This window comes from Roseibium polysiphoniae, from assembly GCF_014842925.1.
GTDB classification, from domain to species: Bacteria; Pseudomonadota; Alphaproteobacteria; order Rhizobiales; family Stappiaceae; genus Roseibium; species Roseibium polysiphoniae.
In genome coordinates this window covers 12,781-34,889 of the sequence record NZ_JACYXJ010000004.1, presented here as the reverse complement: position 1 = coordinate 34,889, position 22,109 = coordinate 12,781, and the positions used below count along the sequence as shown (strand labels likewise).

Here is a 22,109-nt window from a genome sequence, read left to right as displayed (position 1 = left end):
TCAATAATTCACAGGAGCTTCAGGCCGAAGACTGTATTCTGATTTCGCCCCTAAGTCCGTTGTCAAAATACACCGAGCCGGCGCTTACGCAATTTCTGAATACGTACGGCTAAACTTGTCAGATAGATAACAAATTCATTCTTTTTTTCTTTTTGAAGCTCAATCGAATCACGCCATTGGGCCGATTGAATATCACGAAAGCCTGCGATGACACCTAAATGCGTGGCTTCGCTCGATATATCGCGGTCATATTTCTGCGATTTCCCCGGCGTCAGCTCGTATTCGGCGCTGCCGATAAGGTCCGCGCCCAAGAGTTTGTTGTCGTCGTCTACAAAGTCGAAAAAATCGGCATTGTTGAAGGCTTTTGTCCCCTTGAGTTCGTAGATACGAACCACAATTGGCGACGGCTCACCATCCTCGTTTGGATTAACGTTGGCATCCGCATTCAACTCAACAGCAATAGGCGTCGGATCCGGCAAACGGGAACAACCGAGAACCGTGGCAAACGTAGAGACGGAAAGCCCCTGAAATAGCTCTCTTCTGGTCAGGAACATTACTTTCTTTTCTCCCAGAACTCCTTCGAAGTCCGTCTGGCTTGTTCTTCCTGAACCTGCGCGAAGGCTTCCATAATAATTTGACGAATGACAGGCTCAAAATTCCCGCTCATTTTCTGATAATTCTGCGTTGCGGCTTCCCATTTTCCCTTGCGCGCGCCGAGCCCGCGAATCCGCAATCCCCCGTCGGCCTCACCTTCGTCTGCGAGTGCTTCCGGCGACACGCGCTCAAAGAGTATTTTCAACGCCCGCTGCATGGCGGTCATCATGACGATGGTATGGCCTTGAATATCCTGAAAAGCTGCTTTTGTTGCGTCTTCGGGCGACAGGAAACCTCCGGTGCGAGTGAGCAACATTTCATCGAGAGCAAGCTCTCCGACTTTGAAAAGTTTGTAGGGGTTATTTTCTTCCGGCTGGATCTGGGTCTCATCCATCCGAAATTCTGACTTCACCATTTTACGGGCGGATAACAACGTCACCATTCCCCCGGCCAGTTCCCGTGCCATGGCGCCGACGTCCGACATCAGATCTTCCTGCTTGTCAGCTGGAACACTTGCATCTGGAAAGCCCAAGCCCTTCAGCAGCGCGGCGACGAGCTGTGTGTTTTTCGCATCCGGTGACGGCGAAGTCGGCCGAGCTGCGGAACGAGAGGACGGTTCGAGCGGATCCGGGGTCTTCGGACGGCCAGCCAGCTCAGACGAGGGCGGCCGTTGCGCTATCTTCGCTTTCTGCTCAAGGGCGGCCACGCGTTTTTCGCGGCGCGCTTTCAAAGCCTCCATATGATCCAGGCCTGAGGGAGGCTTCGGGACATGAACAGCGCCGCTAGCAGCAGGCAAAGGTGGGCGAATTACGACTTCATCGGCCTTCAATGCAGGACTCAGGCCCGCCGGAGCCTGACTTGAGCCATTTGCTTTCCCAACATTTGCGGCAGATGAACGACCGCTTAAATCGGCTGACATTGGCGCGCGGGTCGCTGCCTTTTGCGTTCCTGTCGGCTCAAACTCATTCGGAATTATTGGACCCGCGATCTTCGGCGCGGATTGCCCGTTTTCGGACGGGCGTTTCATCAAACCCGATAAAAAGTCCTCAGGAATCACATCTCCAGTGCCTGAAGAGGCCTTTGTTGCGGCGGGAGACGGGGTGGGAACGCTTCGGTTGTCTGCAGCCTGCGGGGACGACGCGGCAAAATCTGACACTTCAGGAATTACGGGTCCACCAGACGACCCCAAATCAGACATAGGCATCGGTCCCACCCCTTGCCCCAAAGGAGCGGCCGGATTGGCGCGCGCCTGAAGACTGGTCGGAACTCCAGAACTATCTGGCATCGGGTTCATTGCTTGTGGCAAAGGGCTTTGTGCGGTTGGGCCAGGTCCGAATTCACCGGGCACCTGCTGCGGATGGAGCGGCCGACCTGGTGCGCTTGTCGCTGTATGATGAGACACCGGATCGCCTCCGAGATAATCCAGAGGATCAAGGGACTGTCTACCGGGAAGCGGGACGCCAATTGTGTCTCGGTTGGCGCCCAGACGGGGCTCTGTAAGCGGGTTCAATGATTGTCCTGCTGCGCCAACGTGTGGCTGTGCTGCCGGATAAGCTGATGGTGAGGCTTCGATCGGCGTCTGCGCAGGCTCGTCGATCCGGACCAATTGAGTTTCGATCTCATAGCGCCCCGCGACGATCATCATGCCATGGGAGATCGCGATGGATCGACCCCGCCCTATCGGATTTGCTTCGCCCGCCAGAAACGTCCCGTTGGTGCTTTCATCCAGCAGGAAGAACGTCCCTCCTTGGCACATGATCCTTGCGTGAATGGAGGACAAAATTCGCTCGGGATCGGGCAGCGTCCAGTCACACTTGTTCGAACGGCCAAATGTTCCGCCGTCCGGCCCAAAAAGGTGATTGCTCGCGATTGCGGAGCAAGTGAGCGATAGGCAAAAAGTCATCTAGATCACGTTGTCTTTCGCATCAAAAATGTCGTGACTCGATAGAATTTGGTCCAGTTCGTATTCTAGCCTGATCTCGGGCGAAACTAGAAGCCTGCGTCGGCTAAGCGATTGGGTGAATCTGCGGAAACCACAGATAGTTGAACCGGCGTCTCGAGCGGCACGTCAGCGTCCGCATGCAGCCAGAACGATTGGTTCAAACGGCTTTCGCCCAACCGCCCCATCGGCATGCTGTCCGGCTCAAAATCAAATTCCAGATCCCAGTCCAAGGGATCCCGGATGACCATCGACAGTAATTCTGCAATCTCGTGATGTCTTTCCCCGAATGGAAGAAAGGGAAGAAGTGCCTCGAAATCGGCAACTCCCATTCGAACCCTGAACTTGCCGAGATCATCATTAATTTCGTTGCCGACAATCGCATTTTCACCCAAGGACGTGTTCATAACTCCCAGCTGAAGTTGTGCCTCCTCAGGCACCCTAATCTGGCGCGAAATATATTCGATGACAGAGCACGGAACCTTGAAAAAATTTGTCAGCATTGCCGACGTAACGTCAGCCGAATTGGAATAGAGCGACATCAATCCGACGAGCGGCAAAAGCGCTGAACGAGGGACGCTGCCGATGGTGTTTCGATCCTCAATCGGAAAGCCGCAAAGGGCGAGAAAACACTTGGAAGTGGCGTCAACCCCGCCAGATTCAAAACGGGTAAAATACCTTGATTTCTGCCATATACCGAACAGAAGAGTGATGAGCCGGTGATTAAACAGGTCCAGCAAGTCTTCAATCGGCGACGGTGTTTCGTCACTCTCAATGATCCGCTCAGTCAAAAAAGGTTGAAGCGGAGAGGCCGGACCGTACAAGCCAAAAAAATTCACCCGAATGTCAAATCGGTCCGCATCTTCATCGTAAGAAATTTCGGAGACATCGCCGGCACCGAAGCTCAATGATCGGGTTGATCGGAAACGGATCGGCTCAGCGGTCGGATCTCCACCAGGCCCCAATCCCTGCAGACCCTCGTGCAGCATCCCGATCAGGGTCACAAGTTGATAGAACTGGCTGTGCTTGAGGTGCGGCACCAAATCAGCGCGGGCTGACCGCCCTTCGTCGCCAACTTTTTGAACGGATGCGAGGGAACCGGGATTGTCTCCAAGAGTCATAGTGAAGCGGCTCCCCCCCACTTCGGAGTCCAATGATGGGCGGCATTCGAATCCGAGCCAGTGATCGAGAACCGATGCAGGCTGTTGATGCTCGAGTACGACTTCAGGAATTGGTCCAGGACGCTTCCGAACAGAAACATCTCAGCCTCGCCGCCAATCAAGCTTTCTGAAACCGTAAGCGCGAGCTCAAAGGCCCGCACCGGGCGACCCTGGCGGAAGATGTCGACGCCGCGTCGTTCAAAACGCTGCAGGCTTTGCAATAGAAGGTCCCGCTGCTGCGCGCCCTGCTTGTCGATGTTGGCGCGGAAATCATAGGCGGAAATGACCGTTCTGAGAGCCTCCACATCAATGAGCGATGCGTAGTTCCGAGAAAGGTTCGCGATCAGCGTCCACAAGACACGATCATCCAGCGGCGGCGGAACTTCGGTCAGAATGGGCGTGACGTTGCCGAATTCCAGCTTGGCAGGGGTTGAGGATGTCGATTTTACCACGGATCCAAGACCAAACCTGCCGGCCAGCTTTCCGTTCGAGCACAACAGCCTGAGCGAAACCGTTTCGGTGGACGGCAAGCCAACCTCGTTCAGGCGCGTCACGAATGAGATGTAGTGATCGACGCCATCACCGATAACAGACGGCCTTATTTGCGTTCGATAGTAGAACTTCTGGTCATCGGTCGCACGGCCATCGTGTGCGAAGGACTCGAACTCTTCATAGTCCACCTTCTCGCCGCTACCCTGCACCCAGCCGGTAACCGACGTGACTGCGTGAACACTCTCCGCATCATTGCCTCCGACGGGCCGGACTGGATATTCGGATCGATCGTGCGACACGAGAAGCGCCTGCCCTTCTGTATCAAACAGATTGATTGCAGGCGTCGCGTTCAAAACAATATGATCTTTGTTCAGGCGCGAGACATCGGAAAAGCGCTGCCCGAAGTGGAAGACGAGAGTGACGCTCTCTGTTTGGACGTCCGCCAGTGCCGCCAGCCCCTTCAAGCGGACGTACATGAACTTTTCAGGGCAGGAGAAATACTCCTGCATGATCCGGAAACCCTGAAATGCGCCCTGCGGATAAGGCAGTGTTGCTTCGTTGTCGGCGAAACCAACGGGCTCAATCTCCATGCCCGCCGCTTGTGCGACACCGCCTTTTGCCGAAAACTCGACCTTTCGGAGCTTACGCAAAAAATACATGTAGAGATTTCGCGCGACATTGTCGTCGCCATGGCCGTTTAGAAACAATTGCAGAGAATCGTTGTCTCTGAATATCTGGAAATTACTGCCAGCCAGCCGTTTGATCGTCACGCTGAGCTTGCAACTGTCTTTTCTATTTTCCAATTCGACAGAAGAGATCTCAAGCGGCAACACCTTGAGATCGAAGCTCGTGCAGAATTGAACGGCACGACCGTCCAGAGCTGCAGTTTGAACGCTCGTCCCTGCCGGTACATTGATTGACGGCTCGCCAGCACCGGGCGCGTACCGAAATTGCATGGTTGTGATAGGTGCCACGGGACGCAGATAGTGTGGCCAGATCAGCTTAAGCAGGCTTTGGGACACCTCTGGCATTTCCGCGTCCAGGCGCTGGCGCAGCCGCCCGACCAGAAAGGCAAATCCCTCGAGCAATCGCTCAACATCAGGGTCTGAAGCGTCTTCACCCAGATACTTTGTAAGTCTGGGATTGGCCTTGGCGAAGTGCTTTCCCATCTCGCGAAGGTAATTCAGCTCATCCCGGTAGTACGAGTTGACAGACATGTTCAAAAACAACTCTAAAACTATACGTTGAGGCGGACTTGCCCATCGCTTCCGAGCACGGAATCAAATCTGACGCGTACGGACCTGTCAGGGTAAGCCAGATCTGCTTCAACGCTGAAGATAAACTCCAGAGGCCGCGCTGCGTCTTCGACGACCCGCACCATCGCATTGCGCAGGCGTGGCTCGAACATTCTTATTTGACGTTCGATATCCCGGCACAATGCATCGGCTGTATCGCGGTGGCTTTGCCCACGCGCATTGAAGTCCGCCAGCCCATAATCTGCACGCGTCTCACAGCACCCCGCGTTGCTGTTCAACAACATGCGCAGATTGAACAAGATGCTGTCCATCAATGCATTTTCAGCCTGGCTGGTCGTTGATCCCGCATAATTCGGCAGGTCTTCTTCCAGGCGTTGCAAAAGACTGACCGATATCATCGCCACTCTTTGTGATTGTTCCGGGATGGCGCAGCAGCGCCATCCCGGAAAGCAGTTCCCGCATCATGATCGTGAAGCGATCAAGCCTTGTCGAGTTTGCCTTTGAGAGACAGCGTGAAGTCAGCGCCCATATACTTGAAGTGAGGCTGAACAGACATGCCAACGCTGTACCAGCCTGGCTCACCGGCAACATCAGAGACTGTAATGGACGCCTTTCTTAGCGGACGGCGGGAGCGCACGTCGGCAGAAGGGTTGTCCTGATCGGAGACGTACTGCCTGATCCAGTTGTTCAGCTCGGACTGCAGCTCGCCCTTGTCCTTCCAGCTTCCAATGTTCTCACGCTGCAGCACCTTAATATAGTGAGCAAGGCGGTTTATGATCATCATGTACGGCAGCTGTGTTCCAAGCTTGTAGTTCAGCTCGGCATCCTTGCCCTCTGGGGTGTTCCCAAAGAATTTCGGCTTCTGGACGGAATTCGCAGAGAAGAACGCAGCGTTGTCACTGCCCTTCCGCATGGTCAGAGAGATGAAACCCTGCTCTGCCAGTTCGAACTCTTTGCGGTCTGAGACAAGAACCTCAGTCGGGATCTTGCTTTGCTGCTGTCCCATCGCCTCGAATGTATGAAGCGGAAGATCCTCGACCGCACCACCAGACTGCGGGCCAATGATGTTCGGGCACCACCGGTATTTGGCGAAGCTGTCCGTGATTTTCGTCGCCAGCGCAAATGAGGCATTGCCCCAGAGATAGTTCTCGCTGCCGCCCTCGGCCTTCTCCTCGTAGTTGAAGGCCTTCACCGGAGTTGTTTCGGGACCATAGGGTGTCCGCAGCATGAACCGCGGCATTGCCAACGCAAAATACCTGGCGTCTTCGGATTCCCGGAAGGAATTCCATTTCGCGTGCTTCGGCCCCTCGAAGATGGATTCCATATCCTTGAGGTTTGGAATCTCTTCGAAGCTGTCGACCCCAAACATGGAAGGCGCGGCGGCAGCGATGAAGGGCGCATGGGCCATGGAGCCGACGCTTGCACAATATTGCGCAAGTTTTACGTCCTGTGAGCCAGGGCCGAAGTCGTAGTTTGCAACGACAGCGCCAACTGGCTGACCACCAAACTGACCATACTCAGCGGTATAAATGTGCTGATAGAGACCAGACTTCACAACTTCCGGGCTGTCTTCAAAGTCCTCGAGCAAGTCATCTTTCGACACGCTCATCATCTCGACTTTGATGTTCTGGCGGAAGTCGGTTCTGTCGATGACAAACTTCAGGCTGCGCCAGGAAGATTCAAGCGTCTTGAACTCTTCATGGTGCAGGATCTGGTCGACCTGCGCAGACAGCTTGCTGTCGATCTCAGTAATCATCTGATCGATCGCAGCGCTGTTGACCTGACTGTCGCCCCGGGTCGGCTTCAGCAACTCTGAGATGAAGGCTGCAACGCCTTTTTTGGCTACATCATAGCCATCATCACTTGGCGCCAGTTTGGTTTCATGCAGTATTTGATCAAGAAGCGAAGCTTCTTCTTCCTGCGTCTGTCCGGAAACTTGTTGGTCTAATTCGGATTCAGCCATGATTCACGGTCTCGTCTTTAATATACATACAGATAATTGGGACATGTCTGAACCAGATCCATCGCACAAAAGCACGAGCCGCCCCAATATGCAGCAATTCAAAATTAATCTTCGGAGCCCTCAGGCTTGCCGATAGCGCCCGTCAGTTCCGCCATCAACTTGTCCCGAGACTGCTCATCGCCAAGCACGCCCTGGATTGCCTTGCGAAAAGCAGGAACGTTTCCGAGTGGGCCTTTCATGGCAACCAGCGCTTCGCGAAGCTCGAGCAACTTGTTCAATTCAGGTGTTTGTCGAACAATCGCCTCAGGGGTGAAATCCTTGAGGTTTTCAAACTTCAATGAAACGGACAGGTTTTCCGGCTCTTCGCCTTCGGCGGTCTCAACAAGCTTGTTCTCTGTGGCCAGATCGAGAGACAGGTCATGGCTCTTCATGACTTCGTCAAAATTATCTTTGTTGACGTTGATAAGCGCCCGGTCCTCGACGGGGGTATCATCGTCTTTCAGGGTGTAATCACCCAGAACAACCATTTTCAGCGGAAGTTCGACCTCTTCCTTGCCGTCACCGGTCGCAGGCTTGTATTTGATATTGACGCGCTCCTTCGGAGCAACTGACGATTCTTTTGACATCACAATCCCTTACGTATCAAACAGTGCCTCCGCAGAAATGCAGATAAGAGCATAGACTATCGCATCCCGTCGGCAACCCAAAACACCCATTCCAAAAGCTGAAACAACAAGGTCATCTTGCCGTTTCTAAGTTGGCGAAATAAATTCGAGCACTTGCTCTTCGCAGTCTACTTCTTGCCGCTCAATTCAGCTGCGACCGGCAGATTTAACGCCGCGAGCGTCCCCATTATCTCAGCTTTCATTTCAATACCGTGTCCCTCGTTAATGAACTGACGCGCATTTTTGTGCGACAGGCCTCTCCAGGATAATTTGGCCAGTTCCACAGCCAGTTCCGGCTCCCACATATCAAGAGCGCGTTTTTCAGACGTCTCCCGAAGGCGGGAAATAAGAGCAAACACCGGAGCAAGAAGTTCAAAGCGCAAGCAGTACTCGCCCATCTTGATTTGAGACAGAAAACGCTCTCGCTCGCTGGCGCGGCTGTTCGCGTGGTCGCTCAGGATCTGGAGGCCTCCCTGAACACGACCGGATTGCCCCTCGGCATTTGCGGCGGCTGCAATCATGTCGAGCTCGGACACTCCCCCACCGCCGGCATCATCCGGGGCCTTGGTAAGTTCCTGGATCCAGGAACGCGTTTCCGGGCTGGCAAAACTCATCCCACTGTTGAAAGACAATTCAACCAGGCCAGGAACCCGTTTTAGAAAACTCGCCAACTCCGCAGTCACGGTCCTGTTCGCCGCGTCATAGTCAGCACCAAGCGACTGCATTGCCTTTGCAACGTGGTATTGCGCGTCTAGCCAGAAGGGTGATGCGACAAAGCCAGATTCTGCCGCTTTGACGAGCGCTTCATTGTTCCCGGCCGACAAAAGCGCCTCTATCTCGGCTATTTTTGCTTTCTGCGGCGGCGGCAACGATGTTTTGCCAGCGGAACTTGGTGGTGCAGCTTGAATGCGGCCCCATATGGCAAAACGCGCGCACAGATAAGCCCGGGAATCTGCCGGTGATTGCTGGCGTATCGAAGTGGCGACCTTGCTTGCAGCGTTAAAAATTGCCTGCGCAGAAGCATCGGCATTGCCATCTGCCGATATGGCTGGAACCTCTACAGGTGCCGGCGGGGGCGCCGGTTGCGGCGCGGGCTGGGCAACTTGAGCAGGCTGCGGTGCTGGCGCCTCAGCTTCTCGCGCGGCCAACGGCTCTTTCTGCACATCCACCTCGGGAGCTGTAGTGCTCTGAGGAGCCTCCGCCTGCTTCTCAGCTTCCGCCGCTGCGTCCAGAACTTGCTGAGCCGCTTTGGCATGCGGCCGCAGAGCACGCACCAGGGGGCCCATCGCGACGGAGTATTTGCTCAGCTTCTGCTCGAGAAGATCGTCAAGCTGCGTCAGCATCTCGTGCGACACCAGTGCATAGACCAGCGCGTCGTCGCTTGGAGGCTTGGCTTCGACGGCCGGCGCGAGCTTTTCGGCGAGCCAATCAAAGGCACCAACGCGTCCACGCTCTCGTTTGACCGGCGGGAAGAGTTCCTCCCAATGCTCCGAAACCATGCCGCGCAAAATCGACAGACCAACGCCTAGGCCAGTATAGCCCTCGTCAAGGTAAAGGCCATAGGCGAGGCGCGTCCCGAGAACCAGGTCTTTGGACTGGGTCTTGATGACATCAAGCGAGCGGGCGTTGTACGATTTCCAGTCGACCGCGGAAGGCCCTTCCGTTTCGGTCTTACGGAAATCTGCCTCCAGAGCCTCAAATTCCGCACTGTCCCGAAAGTCTTCGACCGAGGTGCTTGCATCGATCGCAACGGTCCCGTAGTCGGCGCGCGGGTCATTCAGCAGGCTTGTGGTATCTACCTCGGGCATACTCAAGTTCCTAGAAAATCAGATAACGCAAAAATTCAATCATAACTGTTGCCATGCTGCCGGATTCGCTGTGTTCATGAAAGTCAGTTGTTTCGATGCTTGCGCTTTTATGTTTCACATATGTTGAATAGATTGGCTTCGCTCAACGTGCCCAGACCTTCGCGCTGGCGTAATGTTTAGAATTCAAGGTAGAGAAATTATATCTTCATCAATCCAACAGATTGGTGAGATTTCGATGACATAAGCATAACGGGCCAGGAAATGTTGACCATTGAAGACACTCTTGAAGGCGATGTAAAAATCATTTGTCCTACGGGTAAACTAGATACTTTGACGGCGAAAACCTTCGAAGCCCATTTGCAGTCCTGCGTCGAAGACGGGAATGGGCCACTTCTTGTGGACATGTCAGGTGTCGACTACGTGACAAGTTTCGGGCTGCGGTCGATTTTGATCGTCGCAAAGAAGCTCGCCCCATTCGGCCGCAAATTCATTCTTTTCGCGACGAACCCTTCGGTTATGGACGTTTTGCGTGTTTCCGGCTTCCTGAAGATTGTCACGGTCGCGGAAAACCAAGATGCCGCTTTCGATATGGCCGGCTTGAGTCAAACAGCAAGCTCTGACCCCTGAGAACGCCCATTCGTTTCCAAGAAACCCTGCACATGGCTGGATGAAAACCTATGGCGACTGCATTCACTCAGGTCATTGTGGGAAATACGCTCGAAGAGCTGCCTCAAATCTACCAGGCTCTTGAAGGTTTTTGTTCGAGTTTCGCGGTCCCCGACTATACACGCCGATCAATCCTCTTAATTTCAGAAGAGCTTTTCTCCAACACGGTCATGTACGGCTACCCCGATGAGGGATCTGACGAAATCGCGCTGGATATTTCCTTGGCTGAGGGAGAGATAAGCCTCGTCTTTCGAAATCACGCTGTCGAATTCGACAGCGCAGCCTCACCAGACGGTCCTGACCAAGAGAATGCGATAGAAGATCATCGGATTGGCGGGCTCGGACTGTTTCTGGTTCATCAACTTGCCAAGAAAGTTGAAAGTCGGAGGCAAGGCCTCGCAAACATCACCACTGTTACAGTGGACCTGAACACCGACGACGAATAGTCGAAATGAGAAGCGAAGTTCGGCCTTAGAACGTCAGCTGAACCATAGAATAGTCATCTGGCAGCGGGCTGTCGCTGTTGAGGCCCCTGATCCAATTATAAAGCTCATCCGGCAAATGCCCGCTGAGGCCTGAGGCGTATTCAGCAAGATCTGCAAGAGAAACAACATCGCCTTCCGGGCTCTCAACTTCATAGGTCCCGTCACTGAGAACCAGTAGCCGGTCACCGGGCTGCAGAACAAATTCGTCTGCGTCGAAATCCATGTCCGGAATTGCGCCGATGACCATGCCTTGCTCGCTGCCAAGGAGATGGTTTTGAACTTTGCCGTCACTTGCCGGCCTGAGGTGAATCGCGGCTGGGTGCCCCCCTGAGGCAAACGTCAATTTGCGGCTTGATCTCTGATAGATGCCATACCAGATCGTGAAAAACATATTGTTCTGACGTTCCATCGGGAACGCATTGTTGAGGCGAAACAAGACCTCGCTGGGATTCTTGAAGTCAGTGGTCGGTAAGGCGCCGGCGCGCAGCACATTGATGATCGTCACAGAGAGCAGCGCTGCTCCAACGCCGTGGCCACACACATCGATGAGATAGATTGCGAAGTGATCGTCATCGATATCGTGATAGCCGAAAGAATCGCCTCCCAACTCCGTGGAGGGAACAAGCGACCAGGTCGCTCGCGGGGCTTCCTCACGCGGATCAGGCAGGATCGACATCACGTAGTTTGCGGCATCTGCCAGCTCGGCTTCCAGCCTCTTCTGCGTCTCTTGCAGCAAGATATTATTTTCGGCAAGCTGGTCTTCAACGGCCTCGCCATGTTCGATCATCGCCTCATAGAGCAATTTCAGGTCCGCGTGCTCCGCTTTCAGATCTTCCAGCTCGGCCCTGATGGCCGACTCCGATGAGTCCGCGCCATGCTTAGGATCGCTTTCAAGTGCGGCAGCTTCAGTGCTTTTGTCACTCATCTCAATAAAACAACTCTGGCTGAAGGCACGAATTTACATACGTTTGAGACAATATGATTCCTACCTTATTTCACTGCGTTCTGGAAAACCGCCTACCTTGTGAGGGATACGATATAAAAGATCCGCTCATGTGACATAATGCTGTTAAATCAATATAATTCATTGCTGCGGTGCGTGACGCAATATACTTCTGATTCCATGGAGTTATTAGCCCCTTCATTTTAAGCAATCTGCAATCATCCCACGCATAGAGTTACCTCACCGGATGTGTCTTACGGGACTATTACAATGACAAGTTCCCTGAAATCAGTTCCCAGTCAGCGTGATTTTAAACAGCTGCTGGAAATCGACATGGATGTACAACAGTTTGGGTCCGATTGGGCTCATTGTGACCAGATATCGAGTTATGCCTCGCGCATGATCAGTCACAACCGCAAGGACTCCTTGCGATTTGCCAATCTGTTTTCATCCGCGATGAATGAAATTATGGAGACAGCATTCCACGCGCGAGCTGAAAAAGGCACTCTGCTCTGTGCACTTCATCGATGTGACGAAATTGACCGTATCGAACTTACGCTCCCGTGCGATGGCAGCGCCGCCAGTTTTTTCCAATCGGCAATCGACCTGGCGCATGCGGACAATGCGGAAGAGGCATATATGGCGGAGCTATTTTCCGAGAGCGCCCCGGACAAAAATCTTGGACTGCTCGAACTCGCAATCGACTATAATGCAAGTATTTCTTTAAAAAAGCTTGGTAACGAGAGCGTTTGTCTCACGGTTGATCTCGCGCTTGAGGAACCTGAAAATTGAATACTGAAGCTAGAAGCCCAGCCTTTAACTATCAATTTAACGAGAACGATCAGGAGTTCTCGCTCTTCGGGTCTTTCCGTCCTCAGAAGATCGACGAACTGGCCGACTGTATTAACAGCCTTGAAGCTTCGATCTCAAACGTCACCGGAAACTTCTACCTGAATGTCAAACGTTTGGTGCGCATGAACAATGTGGCCTTCCACGCGATTGCCAAGCGGATAGTCAAAACCAGTGGCGACCGGCCTGATCTGAAAATTCACGTCACCACATCAAGTGTCTTGGGCTGGTCGACCCGAAAGTTCTCGACGCTGGCGAAGATCGCGCCGAACATAACGATCAATGAATACGACAATGAGTTCTACCCCGGTCAGTCGTTTCTCGAGGACGGCGGGTTCATTCCAATTCTCAGGACCCAAACCAAACTGACATGGCGTCACGAGAAGAGCATTCTGCCACGCCATGGCCTCAAGCCCGGCATGCATGTGGCCGACATCTGCTGCGGGATCGGGGATTTTGCGGTCTTGATGCAGAAGGAATTCCAGCCGGGTCGTTTGATCGCACTCGATCACTCAAAATCCAGTCTGAACTATGCAAGGAAGGTCGCTGAGGACTTCGGCGTCCGCGGCATTGAATATGTCTATGGCGATGCATCTGAGATGCTTCTGGAGGACAATCAGTTCGATTTTGTCACCTGCCGGCATTCGTTGCAGGTTTTTGACCGGCCCGATTTGATCCTCAAGGAACTTTACCGCATCTGCAAACCTGGTGGTCGAGTCTACATCACCAACGAAAAGAACTCTCATTGCCTTGGCGAACCGCGGTCAGAGACAATTCAGAGAACCTATAACGAGGTCGCCAGATTGTGGGACCACTTCAACATGGACATTGAGCTGGGCCCCAAGAGCCGCCGATACCTGCTTGAAGCCGGATTTTCTGACATCTCGATCGAGTCCTTCATGGTCACCAATCTCGACGGCAACCCGCAAGACTTTGCGGACATCATTCAATCCTGGGAAGATGTCTATGCTGGCCAGATGGCCGTCGAACGTGGCGACAGCGTTGAAGACATCAGGATTTTGAAACAAGGATTTCAGGATCATATTTTCGCAGCCTTACACCCCAAGGGTTACGCGGGATGGCCGATTTGGGCCGCATCTGGACAAAAACCCCAATGACGTCTTCCAAACAAACGATACCCGCGGAGCCAGTCTCTGATCCAATCGCGATCGGGAGCTTCTCCCGTCACAGTTTCCGAGCAAAATTCCTTCTGGTGGTCGGCGCTGCGGTGGCATTTGATCTGCTTCTCGGGGGCGGGATTTCGATCTGGAATGTTCAGCGCCTTTCTAAGGACGCGACGGAGCAGGTTAGTCAGGGCTTGACCGAGGCCACGGAAGGCTACCTTGAGACCTATATCGAGACCACCGCCCTGCGCGCGAACCTGATGCTCGACCGGGTTTATTCCGAGGTGGAAGTTCTGGGCAATTCACTTCAGGTCCTGATCGACAATCCCGATGCAGAGAGTAAGATCGGAAGCACCCTCGAGAACCATCCAAGGCTTGGCGATCGACTTCAATACAATCCAGAAGGGAATTGGACGCAGAACCTTCCCGGTCGTTCCGTCGTCAGTGTCTGGGGCTATCTCCTGGACGAAGACGGGCAGCCCACCCCCGATGTGCAAAAACAAATCGAAGACAGCTCCGCTTTCAATGTGATTGCGCCTGAGTTGATGTCCTCGGGAGCGGCCAAGCTGCAGATGTACTATGTGGGTCCTAAGGATCGTCCGATCATGCGGACCACCCCCTACACGGAACAGGCGCAGACCTTCGACAAGCTTTACCCTGGCCACAACGAGTCAAACTTTTGGGACTTCTTTTTCCCGGGCGTTTATGAAGGCTGGCAACAGTGGCTGGTTGATCCTGCAAGTCGGCCGGTAGATCGCGATGTTGTCGCCACCGCACCCTATGTGGATGCGATTACGGGCGCATTGATCGTCAGCTTCTTTCAGCCTCTATGGACCCAGGACAGGTCTGATGTCGCCGGCATGGCCGCCGTTGACATTACATTGAACCAGCTCAACAACCTGGTTGAAAATGTCCGGATCGCCGATACGGGTTTCGGCTTCCTTGCCGGATCCAATGGCAATGTCATCGCAGCCAGCCAGGCAGGCGGTGCAATTCTCGGTCTCGTTTCGATGGATTCTGAGGGTCAGGGCGTGACCGGCATCAACAGGTTTCTCAATCAGAGTCGCCACCCAGCTGTCGCGTCGATGGAGTTGCCGACGGACAATCGAACCGTCATAGATCATTTCACGGTGACCGAGGGCGATATCGAAAAGTCGTATCTGATCCTCCTGAAACGACTGGAACCCACGAACCTCTGGGACGGCGAGAAAATCGTCAGCGAGACACTGACCCTGGGTTTCGTTGTCTCAAGCCAGGAGATCTATGAATCTCTGACCGCTGTGCAGCAGCAGATTTCCGAGGCAACAACACGGATCGTCTATTGGCAGATAACCGCACTTCTTATCAGCTTGATCATCGTCTTCATTGCGGTCTATGCAATTTCCGGACGGATTACCGCGGGCTTAAGTTCGCTTGCGGGAGCGGCGAGAAGCCTGCAAAATAAAGACTATTCGGTCCGCGTCAGCATTCCCTCACGCGATGAAGTCGCCGCGGTGGGTCTCGCGTTCAACCGAATGGCTGAGGAAATCAGTTTCCATACGGAAAACCTGGAAAATCTGGTGGAGGAGCGGACCAAGAAACTGGAATCTGCCAACTACGAAATCGTGGAACTGAACCGCAAGCTCCAGACCGAGAACCTGCGCATGGGCGCAGAACTCAATGTCGCCAAACGCATCCAGGAAATGGTTCTGCCCAGGCGCGGCGAACTGGAGCAGATATCGCAGATCGAAATCGTCGGCTACATGGAACCTGCTGATGAAGTCGGCGGCGACTACTATGACGTTCTTGCCGATGGAAACCGCATCAAGATCGGCATCGGCGATGTCACCGGGCATGGGTTGGAAAGCGGCGTATTGATGCTCATGGTCCAATCCGTCGCCCGCGCCCTGCAGGAAAAGGGCGACACGGATCCAATCGCCTTCCTCAACGTTCTGAATCGGACGATCTTCAAGAACATCGAGCGCACCAAGTCCGACAAGCACCTGACGCTTGCCTTCGTTGATTACGCAGATGACAAGGTCACCCTTTCCGGGCAGCACGAGGATGTTTTGATCATCAGGGGCAACGGCGAGATCGAACAGATCGACACCATGGACCTCGGGTTCCCCGTGGGGCTGGAATCCGATATCGCTGACTTCGTGTCGACCCGAGACCTCGCCTTTGAGCGCGATGACGTTCTTATTCTTCATACCGACGGCGTCACTGAAGCTGAAAATGATGCTGGCGACTACTTTGGCCTCGAACGGCTTTGCGAAAGCGCCCAGAAGTACCGCGGGGAGACGGCAAAGCAGATCACAGAGGGCATCATTAGCGACCTCAGGAGCCATATTGGCGCCCACAAGGTCTACGACGACATCACTCTCGTAGTCCTAAAGCACAGGTGATTTAGGCCGATGCAGTTTGGAACCCCGACGCTCTCCAACAGTGCCGATGCGAAGAGCATCCGCATTGTTATTTCTTCCGATGCAATTGATTTGAGTTGGCACCATTGCGGCACGACGTCTGATTTCATTAGCGAATTTTTCAGCAAAGCTTGCGATTCCGATATTGATGCCAATGACGCCCACCACAGCATCAACTACCTGATCAATGAAATTCTTGAAAACGCTATCAAATTTCGCTACACGGACGACATCGTCATTACCGGTTCACTTGAAATGAACAGTTTTGAAATCTGCATCACGAACACGGTAAACTCTGACACTGCTGAGCGTTTTCAGGAGGTTCTTTCAGAGCTTCTCTCCCGGGACCCCGGTGAGCTGCTTCTGGAGAAGATCGAACAAAATGCGATGGACATGTCGTCGGGCGGATCTGGTCTTGGGCTGCTGACTTTGATGAACGACTATGACGCTCGTTTGGGATGGGCTTTTGACAAGGTGCCCGAACAATCCCAGGTTCGTCTTGCCACCGTCGCAGCGCTCACACTTTCGTAGTTCAACCCCATACTTCAGAGGCTTTGGTCAAACATGGAAATCAGCACGAAAGAGTACCGTGTTTGGATTGAGGGTACGAAAATCCACTACGAGGGCACCATGCGGCTTTCGGGTACCGACGCCTACGCACCCATCCTGTCCCTCATGAATGACGTCCTTCAGTCCAAGCCTGACGAAATCACGCTGGACCTGACCGAGCTTGAGTTTCTCAACAGCTCGGGAATCAACCTTCTCGCCAAGTTTACAATCGAGGTGCGGAAGCAGCCTGATATTTCGATCCGGGTGAACGGATCGAAGGCGGTTCCTTGGCAGTCCAAATCCCTGAAGAACTTGCAGCGGCTGCATCCGGCACTCGAGTTGACCATTTCCTGACGAGCCCTGAGCGCCTGCGCAGGAAGTAGCCTCGCTTCTGCTCGTTTGGATCGCTAGGATCAATCTGTAGCTGGATTTGGATGAACAGGCGAGGCGAAGACATTGCGGGCAACATGCAGTCTTTTCGCCTGTCTGATAGTGGCAGGCTGCAATACGTCAGACAAGAATCCAATCTTGAAAAGCAGCTTTGAAGGTCAACCCTCCGCGAATTTCTTTCATGAATTCGGGCCGCCGAGCCAGGTAATTCCGGTTGAGCCTGAAACCTTCGGCGACAGACCTGGCAGCACGACCACGGTCGATAACAAAGAACTCTACTACTACTGGTCTTCCATCAACAAAAAGACGGCGCGCCAGAAACGCAAGGCAAGCGATCGCGAATGCCAATTGGCCCTCAGAACCACGGCCGAGGGCGACATACGCTGGATTGAGGTTCTCGCCGAAAAAGACCAGGCAGAAGCGTCCCTTGCCTATTGTTCGAGCGTCGTTCGATAAGGGATTTTTTTGGCGCCGAACTGGGGGTTGCCAGGTGCCAATGCACCATTCGCGCACTATTCAGATCCTATACCCGCGAGCATCTGGCTCTCGCTGTGAAGGTTTTCTGCCCTCACCTCCCCACAAACGCAAAAAACCCGTCGGATTTCCGAGCGGGGGTTTTTATGATTTGGCTGCCGGGGGCATGATCACACCGAGACTTTAAACACGGTCGCTCAACACCAAGTGGTGTTTATCCTATCGGAAACTGCGAAGCACCGGCGAAGCCCAACTTCTGAGACCTTCGCATCGCCGCGGTTGCATCGGTTTTGTCTGCAATTGAACGAAAGTCTCTGAACGCCGGCTCTGCGTGATCCGGGCCAGCATCGAACTACACAGGGTTGGCAGGCACAGGGGCGTGCCGATGACGAGCCGCTGGCGCGCATCTGTTCCACGATCGCGATCGGCAACTGGCTACATCTGTGGAAACGACAACGTGGGCGGCCCTGTTTGAAAAGGCCATCCGTCATGCACCGCACAATCCTTCCTGATGGCAAGCAATCACCGTTTCCGCTAAGGTCGAAGCGGGAGAAACGGGAGGAGAGGCTTTGTGTGCAGCATCATTGCGCGGCGTAAACAATAAAGTTACGCGCCGATCGTTTCTTGGCTGGGCCACCGGCTGTGCGACAACGCTTGCCGCGCCGGCGCTCAGAGCTCAGTCCGACAGGATCCGGTTCGGGCTGACACCGGTTTTCCTGACCAACGATCTTGAACTTCTGCATGCACTTCAGGCGTTCCTTGAACGGGTGACGGGCTATGATGTCGAGCTGATCACCCGCCGGACCTATCAGGAAATCACGGCCCTGCTTCTGTCCGGTCGGCTGGATGCGGCCTGGATCTGCGGTTACCCTTATGTCCACTATCGTGACAAGCTGGAACTCGTGGCTGTTCCGGACTGGAACGGCCAACCTTATTACCGTTCCTACCTGATTGTCTCTCAGGACCGGAAAGCCGAGGACTTGCCGGAGCTTGAAGGCGATATTCACGCCTTCTCCGATCCGGATTCGAATTCCGGCTTTCTGGTGACCAGAACGCTGCTGTTCGAGCGGCAGCTGGACCCGGACAGCTTCTTCCGAAAGACGCTGTTCACCTACGGCCATCGAAACGTTATCCGGGCCGTCGCTTCGGGACTTGCCCAGTCGGGAAGCGTGGACGGCTACGTCTGGGAGGTGTTGCGCGAGATCGAGCCCGAACTGGTCGCACGGACACGGCCGCTGCGAAAGTCCGAATGGCTCGGCTTTCCGCCGATAGCCACGAGCAAGAGCCTTGCATATTCCCCGAGAATTCTTGAGTTGCGGAACGCGCTTGTCTCGATGTCTAAATCACCCGACGGACAGAGTGTTTTGTCCATGCTGCGGCTGTCCGGTTTCGAAGCTCCGGATCCACTTGTGTTCAGCGGCATCGCTGCAAAATACAACATGTTGCGAGGGGTCTTGTGAGTCTCTTGACGCGCTTCCGCCGTGTTCCGCTGACGATCCGCGTTCCGGTGATGGTCGTGATGCTGATGGTGGCAATATCCGCGGTGATTTCCGAACGCGTGCTGGATCGTCTTTCCAAGACCCAAGAGGTCTATCTACAGGGGCTCGCGTCCGCCTATCTCGACGGGATTGTCGCCTCGATCACGCCGTCGGTCTTGCGCGAGGACAGCTGGGAGATTTTCGACAGCATCGAGCGGATGAAACCGTCGGCGGAGAACATCCTGCCAATCGAGACTGTGGTCACCGGCAAGGCCGGGCTGGTGCTGGCATCCAGCAATCCGATGACCCGCGAGACCCTGCGACCGCTGGACGGAAAATTTGCGGCGAAATTTGACGGACCCAATGTCGTGATCGATCCGCAGACACGCAGCGGCTACATCCGCCGCTCGATCGCGTACCAGAATACCGTGGTCGGGACGGTCTACGCGATTTTTGATGTCACCTCCCTGCTGGAAGAGCGCCAACAGATACTCGTAACCCTGCTGGCGACGAATTCACTGATCACTGCGTTGCTCGGCTGCGTCGGGTTTGTTGCAGTCCGACGCATGATCCGGCCGATGCAGGTTCTTGAAACCCATATGATCCAGGCCGCAGCCGGATCCGCGACCGTCATCGGGGAGAGCGAGTTCCTTGCAACCAATACAGAGGCGGCAAGCCTCTATCGTGCCTACAACGAACTTGTGAACTCGGAGACCGAAAGGCAGGCCCTTGCGAGCCAGCTGGCGGAGGAGGAAAAACTCGCGAGCCTCGGGCGGCTCGCTTCCGGTATGGCGCACGAGATCAACAACCCACTTGGCGGCCTGATCAATGCTGTTGATACGCTGCGCCTTCATGGTGAGCGGAGCAACGTGCGGCAAACCTCGATCGACCTGATTCAACGGGGCCTGCACGGTATTCGGGACGTTGTCGAGGCGGCGCTGGCGACCTACCGGCCTGAGCGCCTCGCGCGCCCGCTTGAAGAGTCCGACATTGCCGACCTACGGCTGCTGGTCCGCCCGGAATTGCGCCGTAGGCGGCAGTTACTCGACTTCCATATGGAGGGAGCGCTTTCTCCAGAGCCTGCATGGCCGGCTGGTCCCATCCGCCAGGCCATCTTGAACCTTCTTTTGAACGCGGCCGCCGCAACACCGGACTGTGGCCGCATCGGACTGCGTGTCGAAGTGAACCCAAACGCCTTGGCAATCACCGTTTCCGATCAAGGCAGCGGGCTTCCGGAAGCTGAAGCAACCGTCCTTACAGCGGGCACAAAGATGACACTACGGGAAGGCAAGGGTCTCGGCCTCTGGATTGTCCGCGAGATAGCCGATGAACTTGGTGCTGGCGTGACTGTCTCGGGCAGTGCGAACGCGAATACGGCCATATGCCTTTCCATCCCCCGGACGAAATACGAGGTAAGCGATGCGGCCTGACGGTCTGACTATTGGTCTCATTGAGGATGACCCCGTGATGGGCGGCTCGCTCGTCCAGCGTCTTGAGCTGGAAGGCTGTGCCGTTCGCTGGTGGCAGACCGGTCAGGAAGCTCTGTTTGCCTCCTCCGGTAAGCTTGCGGACCTGGATCTTGTGCTGTGCGATATCCGGCTACCCGACATGGACGGTGAGGAGATTTACCGCAACCTGCTTGGTGAAAGGTCCACCCCGCCGGTCATTTTCATCACCGGTTATGGCGAAATCGGCCAGGCCGTGCGCCTGATGCGCCTCGGAGCGGCCGACTACGTTACCAAGCCGTTCGGTTTCGATGACTTTCTCTCGCGCATCCGGGACAACGCGCGCAATCGCACTCCGGCGCCTGACGGCGATACCGTGCTTGGCGTTTCGCCTGCGATGCGAAAGATCGCTGCCCTGTTGAGGCAATTTGCGCGCTCCGACCTGCCGGTCCTGATCACCGGAGAAACAGGGGCCGGCAAGGAGATCGCAGCGCGCTATCTGCACAACCTGAGAAACGGCGAGGATGCTAGGTTCATGGCCGTCAATTGTGCTGCGATCCCCCCGGACCTGCTGGAAAGCGAGATTTTTGGCCACGAGAAAGGTGCATTCACCGGAGCGACAAAACGACATCTCGGCTATGCGGAAAGAGCAGGTTCCGGCACGCTATTTCTCGATGAGATTGGTGACATGCCGCTTCCTCTTCAGGCAAAGATCCTACGACTGATCGAGGACCGCTGCTTTCATCGTGTCGGTGGCGAAGAAATTGTGCCCTTCAACGCGAGGATCGTAACGGCAACCCACCGGAAGCTCACCGACGGCTCCGGCAACGCCGGTTTCCGCAGTGATCTTTATTTCCGCATAGCCGTCCTGCCGGTCGACATACCGCCGCTCTCGGAGCGACCGGAGGATATCATTCGGTTGATGGCAATCTTTTTGGCCGAGGCAGTTGAAAGGCACGACAAGATTGTGCGTGGAGTTTCCTCACTCACAGAAGAGACCGCGCTTGGCTATGACTGGCCCGGCAATGTTCGAGAACTCCGCAATCGCGTGGAACGCGGTGTGGCCCTGGCCGCTGGCGAATGGCTGATGCCCGCGGACCTGTTTCCAGACAGGCCTGGCAGTATCGGCCCCGGCATCGGCTTCGCTCCACTTTCCGAGATCAGAGATGACGCTGAACGCCGCCAGATCGTGCGCGCGCTGGCCGAGACCTCCGGGCATATCCAGGAAGCGGCGCGTCTTCTCGGGATTTCCCGAACGACGCTTTGGGAAAAAATGACGCGTCTCGGCATCAAGACCGAGCGTTCGGAAAACTGAACCTTCGGCGTTGCACCATGTTCGGAAACCCGAACATTTCGCCAGTGGCTTCCCGGGTGAATCGGCCTTGGATATTGAAATCGTTTAGCTAAACGTCGTGGCACGAGGTTTG

At 54.7% G+C, this 22,109-nt stretch carries 20 protein-coding genes and 1 pseudogene; 11 read left to right on the top strand and 10 right to left on the bottom strand.

Translation table 11 applies throughout. The features are described 5' to 3' along the window. Positions 1-62: 62 nt before the first annotated feature. From tssJ to tssA, 9 genes and pseudogenes are all read right to left on the bottom strand, one after another. Complete coding sequence (gene tssJ / locus IG617_RS10425) at positions 63-554, bottom strand: type VI secretion system lipoprotein TssJ (protein ID WP_192109190.1); 492 nt, start codon at positions 552-554, stop codon at positions 63-65. After that, on the bottom strand, positions 554-1,792 hold the full coding sequence (gene tagH, locus IG617_RS21640; RefSeq protein WP_254170514.1) for a type VI secretion system-associated FHA domain protein TagH: 1,239 nt from the start codon (positions 1,790-1,792) through the stop codon (positions 554-556). The genes tssJ and tagH overlap by 1 nt, the downstream gene beginning before the upstream one ends. Positions 1,793-2,239: 447 nt before the next feature. Further along, positions 2,240-2,497, bottom strand: a pseudogene (locus IG617_RS21940) (FHA domain-containing protein); the annotation flags it as partial. Positions 2,498-2,583: 86 nt separating this feature from the next. Next, positions 2,584-3,687 (bottom strand): type VI secretion system baseplate subunit TssG, encoded by a 1,104-nt coding sequence (gene tssG, locus IG617_RS10415; RefSeq protein ID WP_192109188.1) that lies wholly within the window; start codon positions 3,685-3,687, stop codon positions 2,584-2,586. Further along, the gene (gene tssF / locus IG617_RS10410) at positions 3,651-5,402 is read right to left on the bottom strand and encodes a type VI secretion system baseplate subunit TssF (protein WP_192109187.1); all 1,752 of its coding nucleotides are present in this window, start codon (positions 5,400-5,402) and stop codon (positions 3,651-3,653) included. Before tssF ends, tssG begins: the two co-directional genes overlap by 37 nt. Before the next feature lie 20 nt (positions 5,403-5,422). Next, positions 5,423-5,839: a type VI secretion system baseplate subunit TssE gene (gene tssE, locus IG617_RS10405; protein ID WP_213217939.1), complete on the bottom strand. Its 417-nt coding sequence runs from the start codon at positions 5,837-5,839 to the stop codon at positions 5,423-5,425. Between the two features lie 80 nt (positions 5,840-5,919). Beyond that, positions 5,920-7,404 carry a type VI secretion system contractile sheath large subunit gene (gene tssC, locus IG617_RS10400; protein WP_192109185.1) on the bottom strand — a complete coding sequence of 495 codons (1,485 nt, stop codon included), beginning with the start codon at positions 7,402-7,404 and terminating at the stop codon, positions 5,920-5,922. 104 nt (positions 7,405-7,508) lie between these two features. Beyond that, positions 7,509-8,030: a type VI secretion system contractile sheath small subunit gene (gene tssB, locus IG617_RS10395; RefSeq protein WP_192109184.1), complete on the bottom strand. Its 522-nt coding sequence runs from the start codon at positions 8,028-8,030 to the stop codon at positions 7,509-7,511. A gap of 167 nt (positions 8,031-8,197) precedes the next feature. Then, positions 8,198-9,877, bottom strand: a complete 1,680-nt coding sequence (tssA, locus tag IG617_RS10390; protein WP_192109183.1) for a type VI secretion system protein TssA — start codon at positions 9,875-9,877, stop codon at positions 8,198-8,200. A gap of 261 nt (positions 9,878-10,138) precedes the next feature. Between tssA and IG617_RS10385 the strand changes: the two genes are divergently transcribed. Both IG617_RS10385 and IG617_RS10380 read left to right on the top strand, forming a co-directional pair. Continuing rightward, complete coding sequence (locus IG617_RS10385) at positions 10,139-10,504, top strand: STAS domain-containing protein (RefSeq protein ID WP_192109182.1); 366 nt, start codon at positions 10,139-10,141, stop codon at positions 10,502-10,504. A 50-nt stretch (positions 10,505-10,554) separates the two neighbouring features. Then, entirely contained in the window at positions 10,555-10,989 is a 435-nt protein-coding gene (locus IG617_RS10380; protein WP_192109181.1) for an ATP-binding protein, read from the top strand. A gap of 25 nt (positions 10,990-11,014) precedes the next feature. On the opposite strand, the gene IG617_RS10375 is transcribed toward IG617_RS10380, so the two are convergent. Beyond that, positions 11,015-11,953: a PP2C family protein-serine/threonine phosphatase gene (locus IG617_RS10375; protein ID WP_192109180.1), complete on the bottom strand. Its 939-nt coding sequence runs from the start codon at positions 11,951-11,953 to the stop codon at positions 11,015-11,017. 288 nt (positions 11,954-12,241) lie between these two features. Here IG617_RS10375 and IG617_RS10370 point away from each other — a divergent pair, with 288 nt between their 5' ends. The 9 genes from IG617_RS10370 to IG617_RS10330 all read left to right on the top strand — a co-directional run bounded on the left by IG617_RS10370 (position 12,242) and on the right by IG617_RS10330 (position 21,997). Beyond that, positions 12,242-12,763: a ubiquinone biosynthesis methyltransferase UbiE gene (locus IG617_RS10370; protein WP_192109179.1), complete on the top strand. Its 522-nt coding sequence runs from the start codon at positions 12,242-12,244 to the stop codon at positions 12,761-12,763. Continuing rightward, positions 12,760-13,938 carry a class I SAM-dependent methyltransferase gene (locus tag IG617_RS10365; RefSeq protein ID WP_192109178.1) on the top strand — a complete coding sequence of 393 codons (1,179 nt, stop codon included), beginning with the start codon at positions 12,760-12,762 and terminating at the stop codon, positions 13,936-13,938. Before IG617_RS10370 ends, IG617_RS10365 begins: the two co-directional genes overlap by 4 nt. Then, a complete protein-coding gene (locus tag IG617_RS10360) occupies positions 13,935-16,328 on the top strand; it encodes a SpoIIE family protein phosphatase (RefSeq protein ID WP_192109177.1) in 2,394 nt (797 codons plus the stop codon). Before IG617_RS10365 ends, IG617_RS10360 begins: the two co-directional genes overlap by 4 nt. A gap of 9 nt (positions 16,329-16,337) precedes the next feature. Continuing rightward, the gene (locus tag IG617_RS10355) at positions 16,338-16,877 is read left to right on the top strand and encodes a DUF6272 family protein (RefSeq protein ID WP_192109176.1); all 540 of its coding nucleotides are present in this window, start codon (positions 16,338-16,340) and stop codon (positions 16,875-16,877) included. Between the two features lie 33 nt (positions 16,878-16,910). Then, on the top strand, positions 16,911-17,249 hold the full coding sequence (locus IG617_RS10350) for a slr1659 superfamily regulator (RefSeq protein WP_192109175.1): 339 nt from the start codon (positions 16,911-16,913) through the stop codon (positions 17,247-17,249). A 174-nt stretch (positions 17,250-17,423) separates the two neighbouring features. Beyond that, positions 17,424-17,741: a hypothetical protein gene (locus tag IG617_RS10345; protein ID WP_192109174.1), complete on the top strand. Its 318-nt coding sequence runs from the start codon at positions 17,424-17,426 to the stop codon at positions 17,739-17,741. 587 nt (positions 17,742-18,328) lie between these two features. Then, positions 18,329-19,219, top strand: coding sequence for a substrate-binding domain-containing protein (locus IG617_RS10340; protein ID WP_192109173.1), 891 nt, complete (start codon positions 18,329-18,331; stop codon positions 19,217-19,219). Then, positions 19,216-20,667, top strand: coding sequence for an ATP-binding protein (locus tag IG617_RS10335; protein ID WP_192109172.1), 1,452 nt, complete (start codon positions 19,216-19,218; stop codon positions 20,665-20,667). The genes IG617_RS10340 and IG617_RS10335 overlap by 4 nt, the downstream gene beginning before the upstream one ends. Further along, positions 20,657-21,997: a sigma-54-dependent transcriptional regulator gene (locus IG617_RS10330; protein WP_192109171.1), complete on the top strand. Its 1,341-nt coding sequence runs from the start codon at positions 20,657-20,659 to the stop codon at positions 21,995-21,997. Before IG617_RS10335 ends, IG617_RS10330 begins: the two co-directional genes overlap by 11 nt. Positions 21,998-22,109 lie beyond the last annotated feature (112 nt).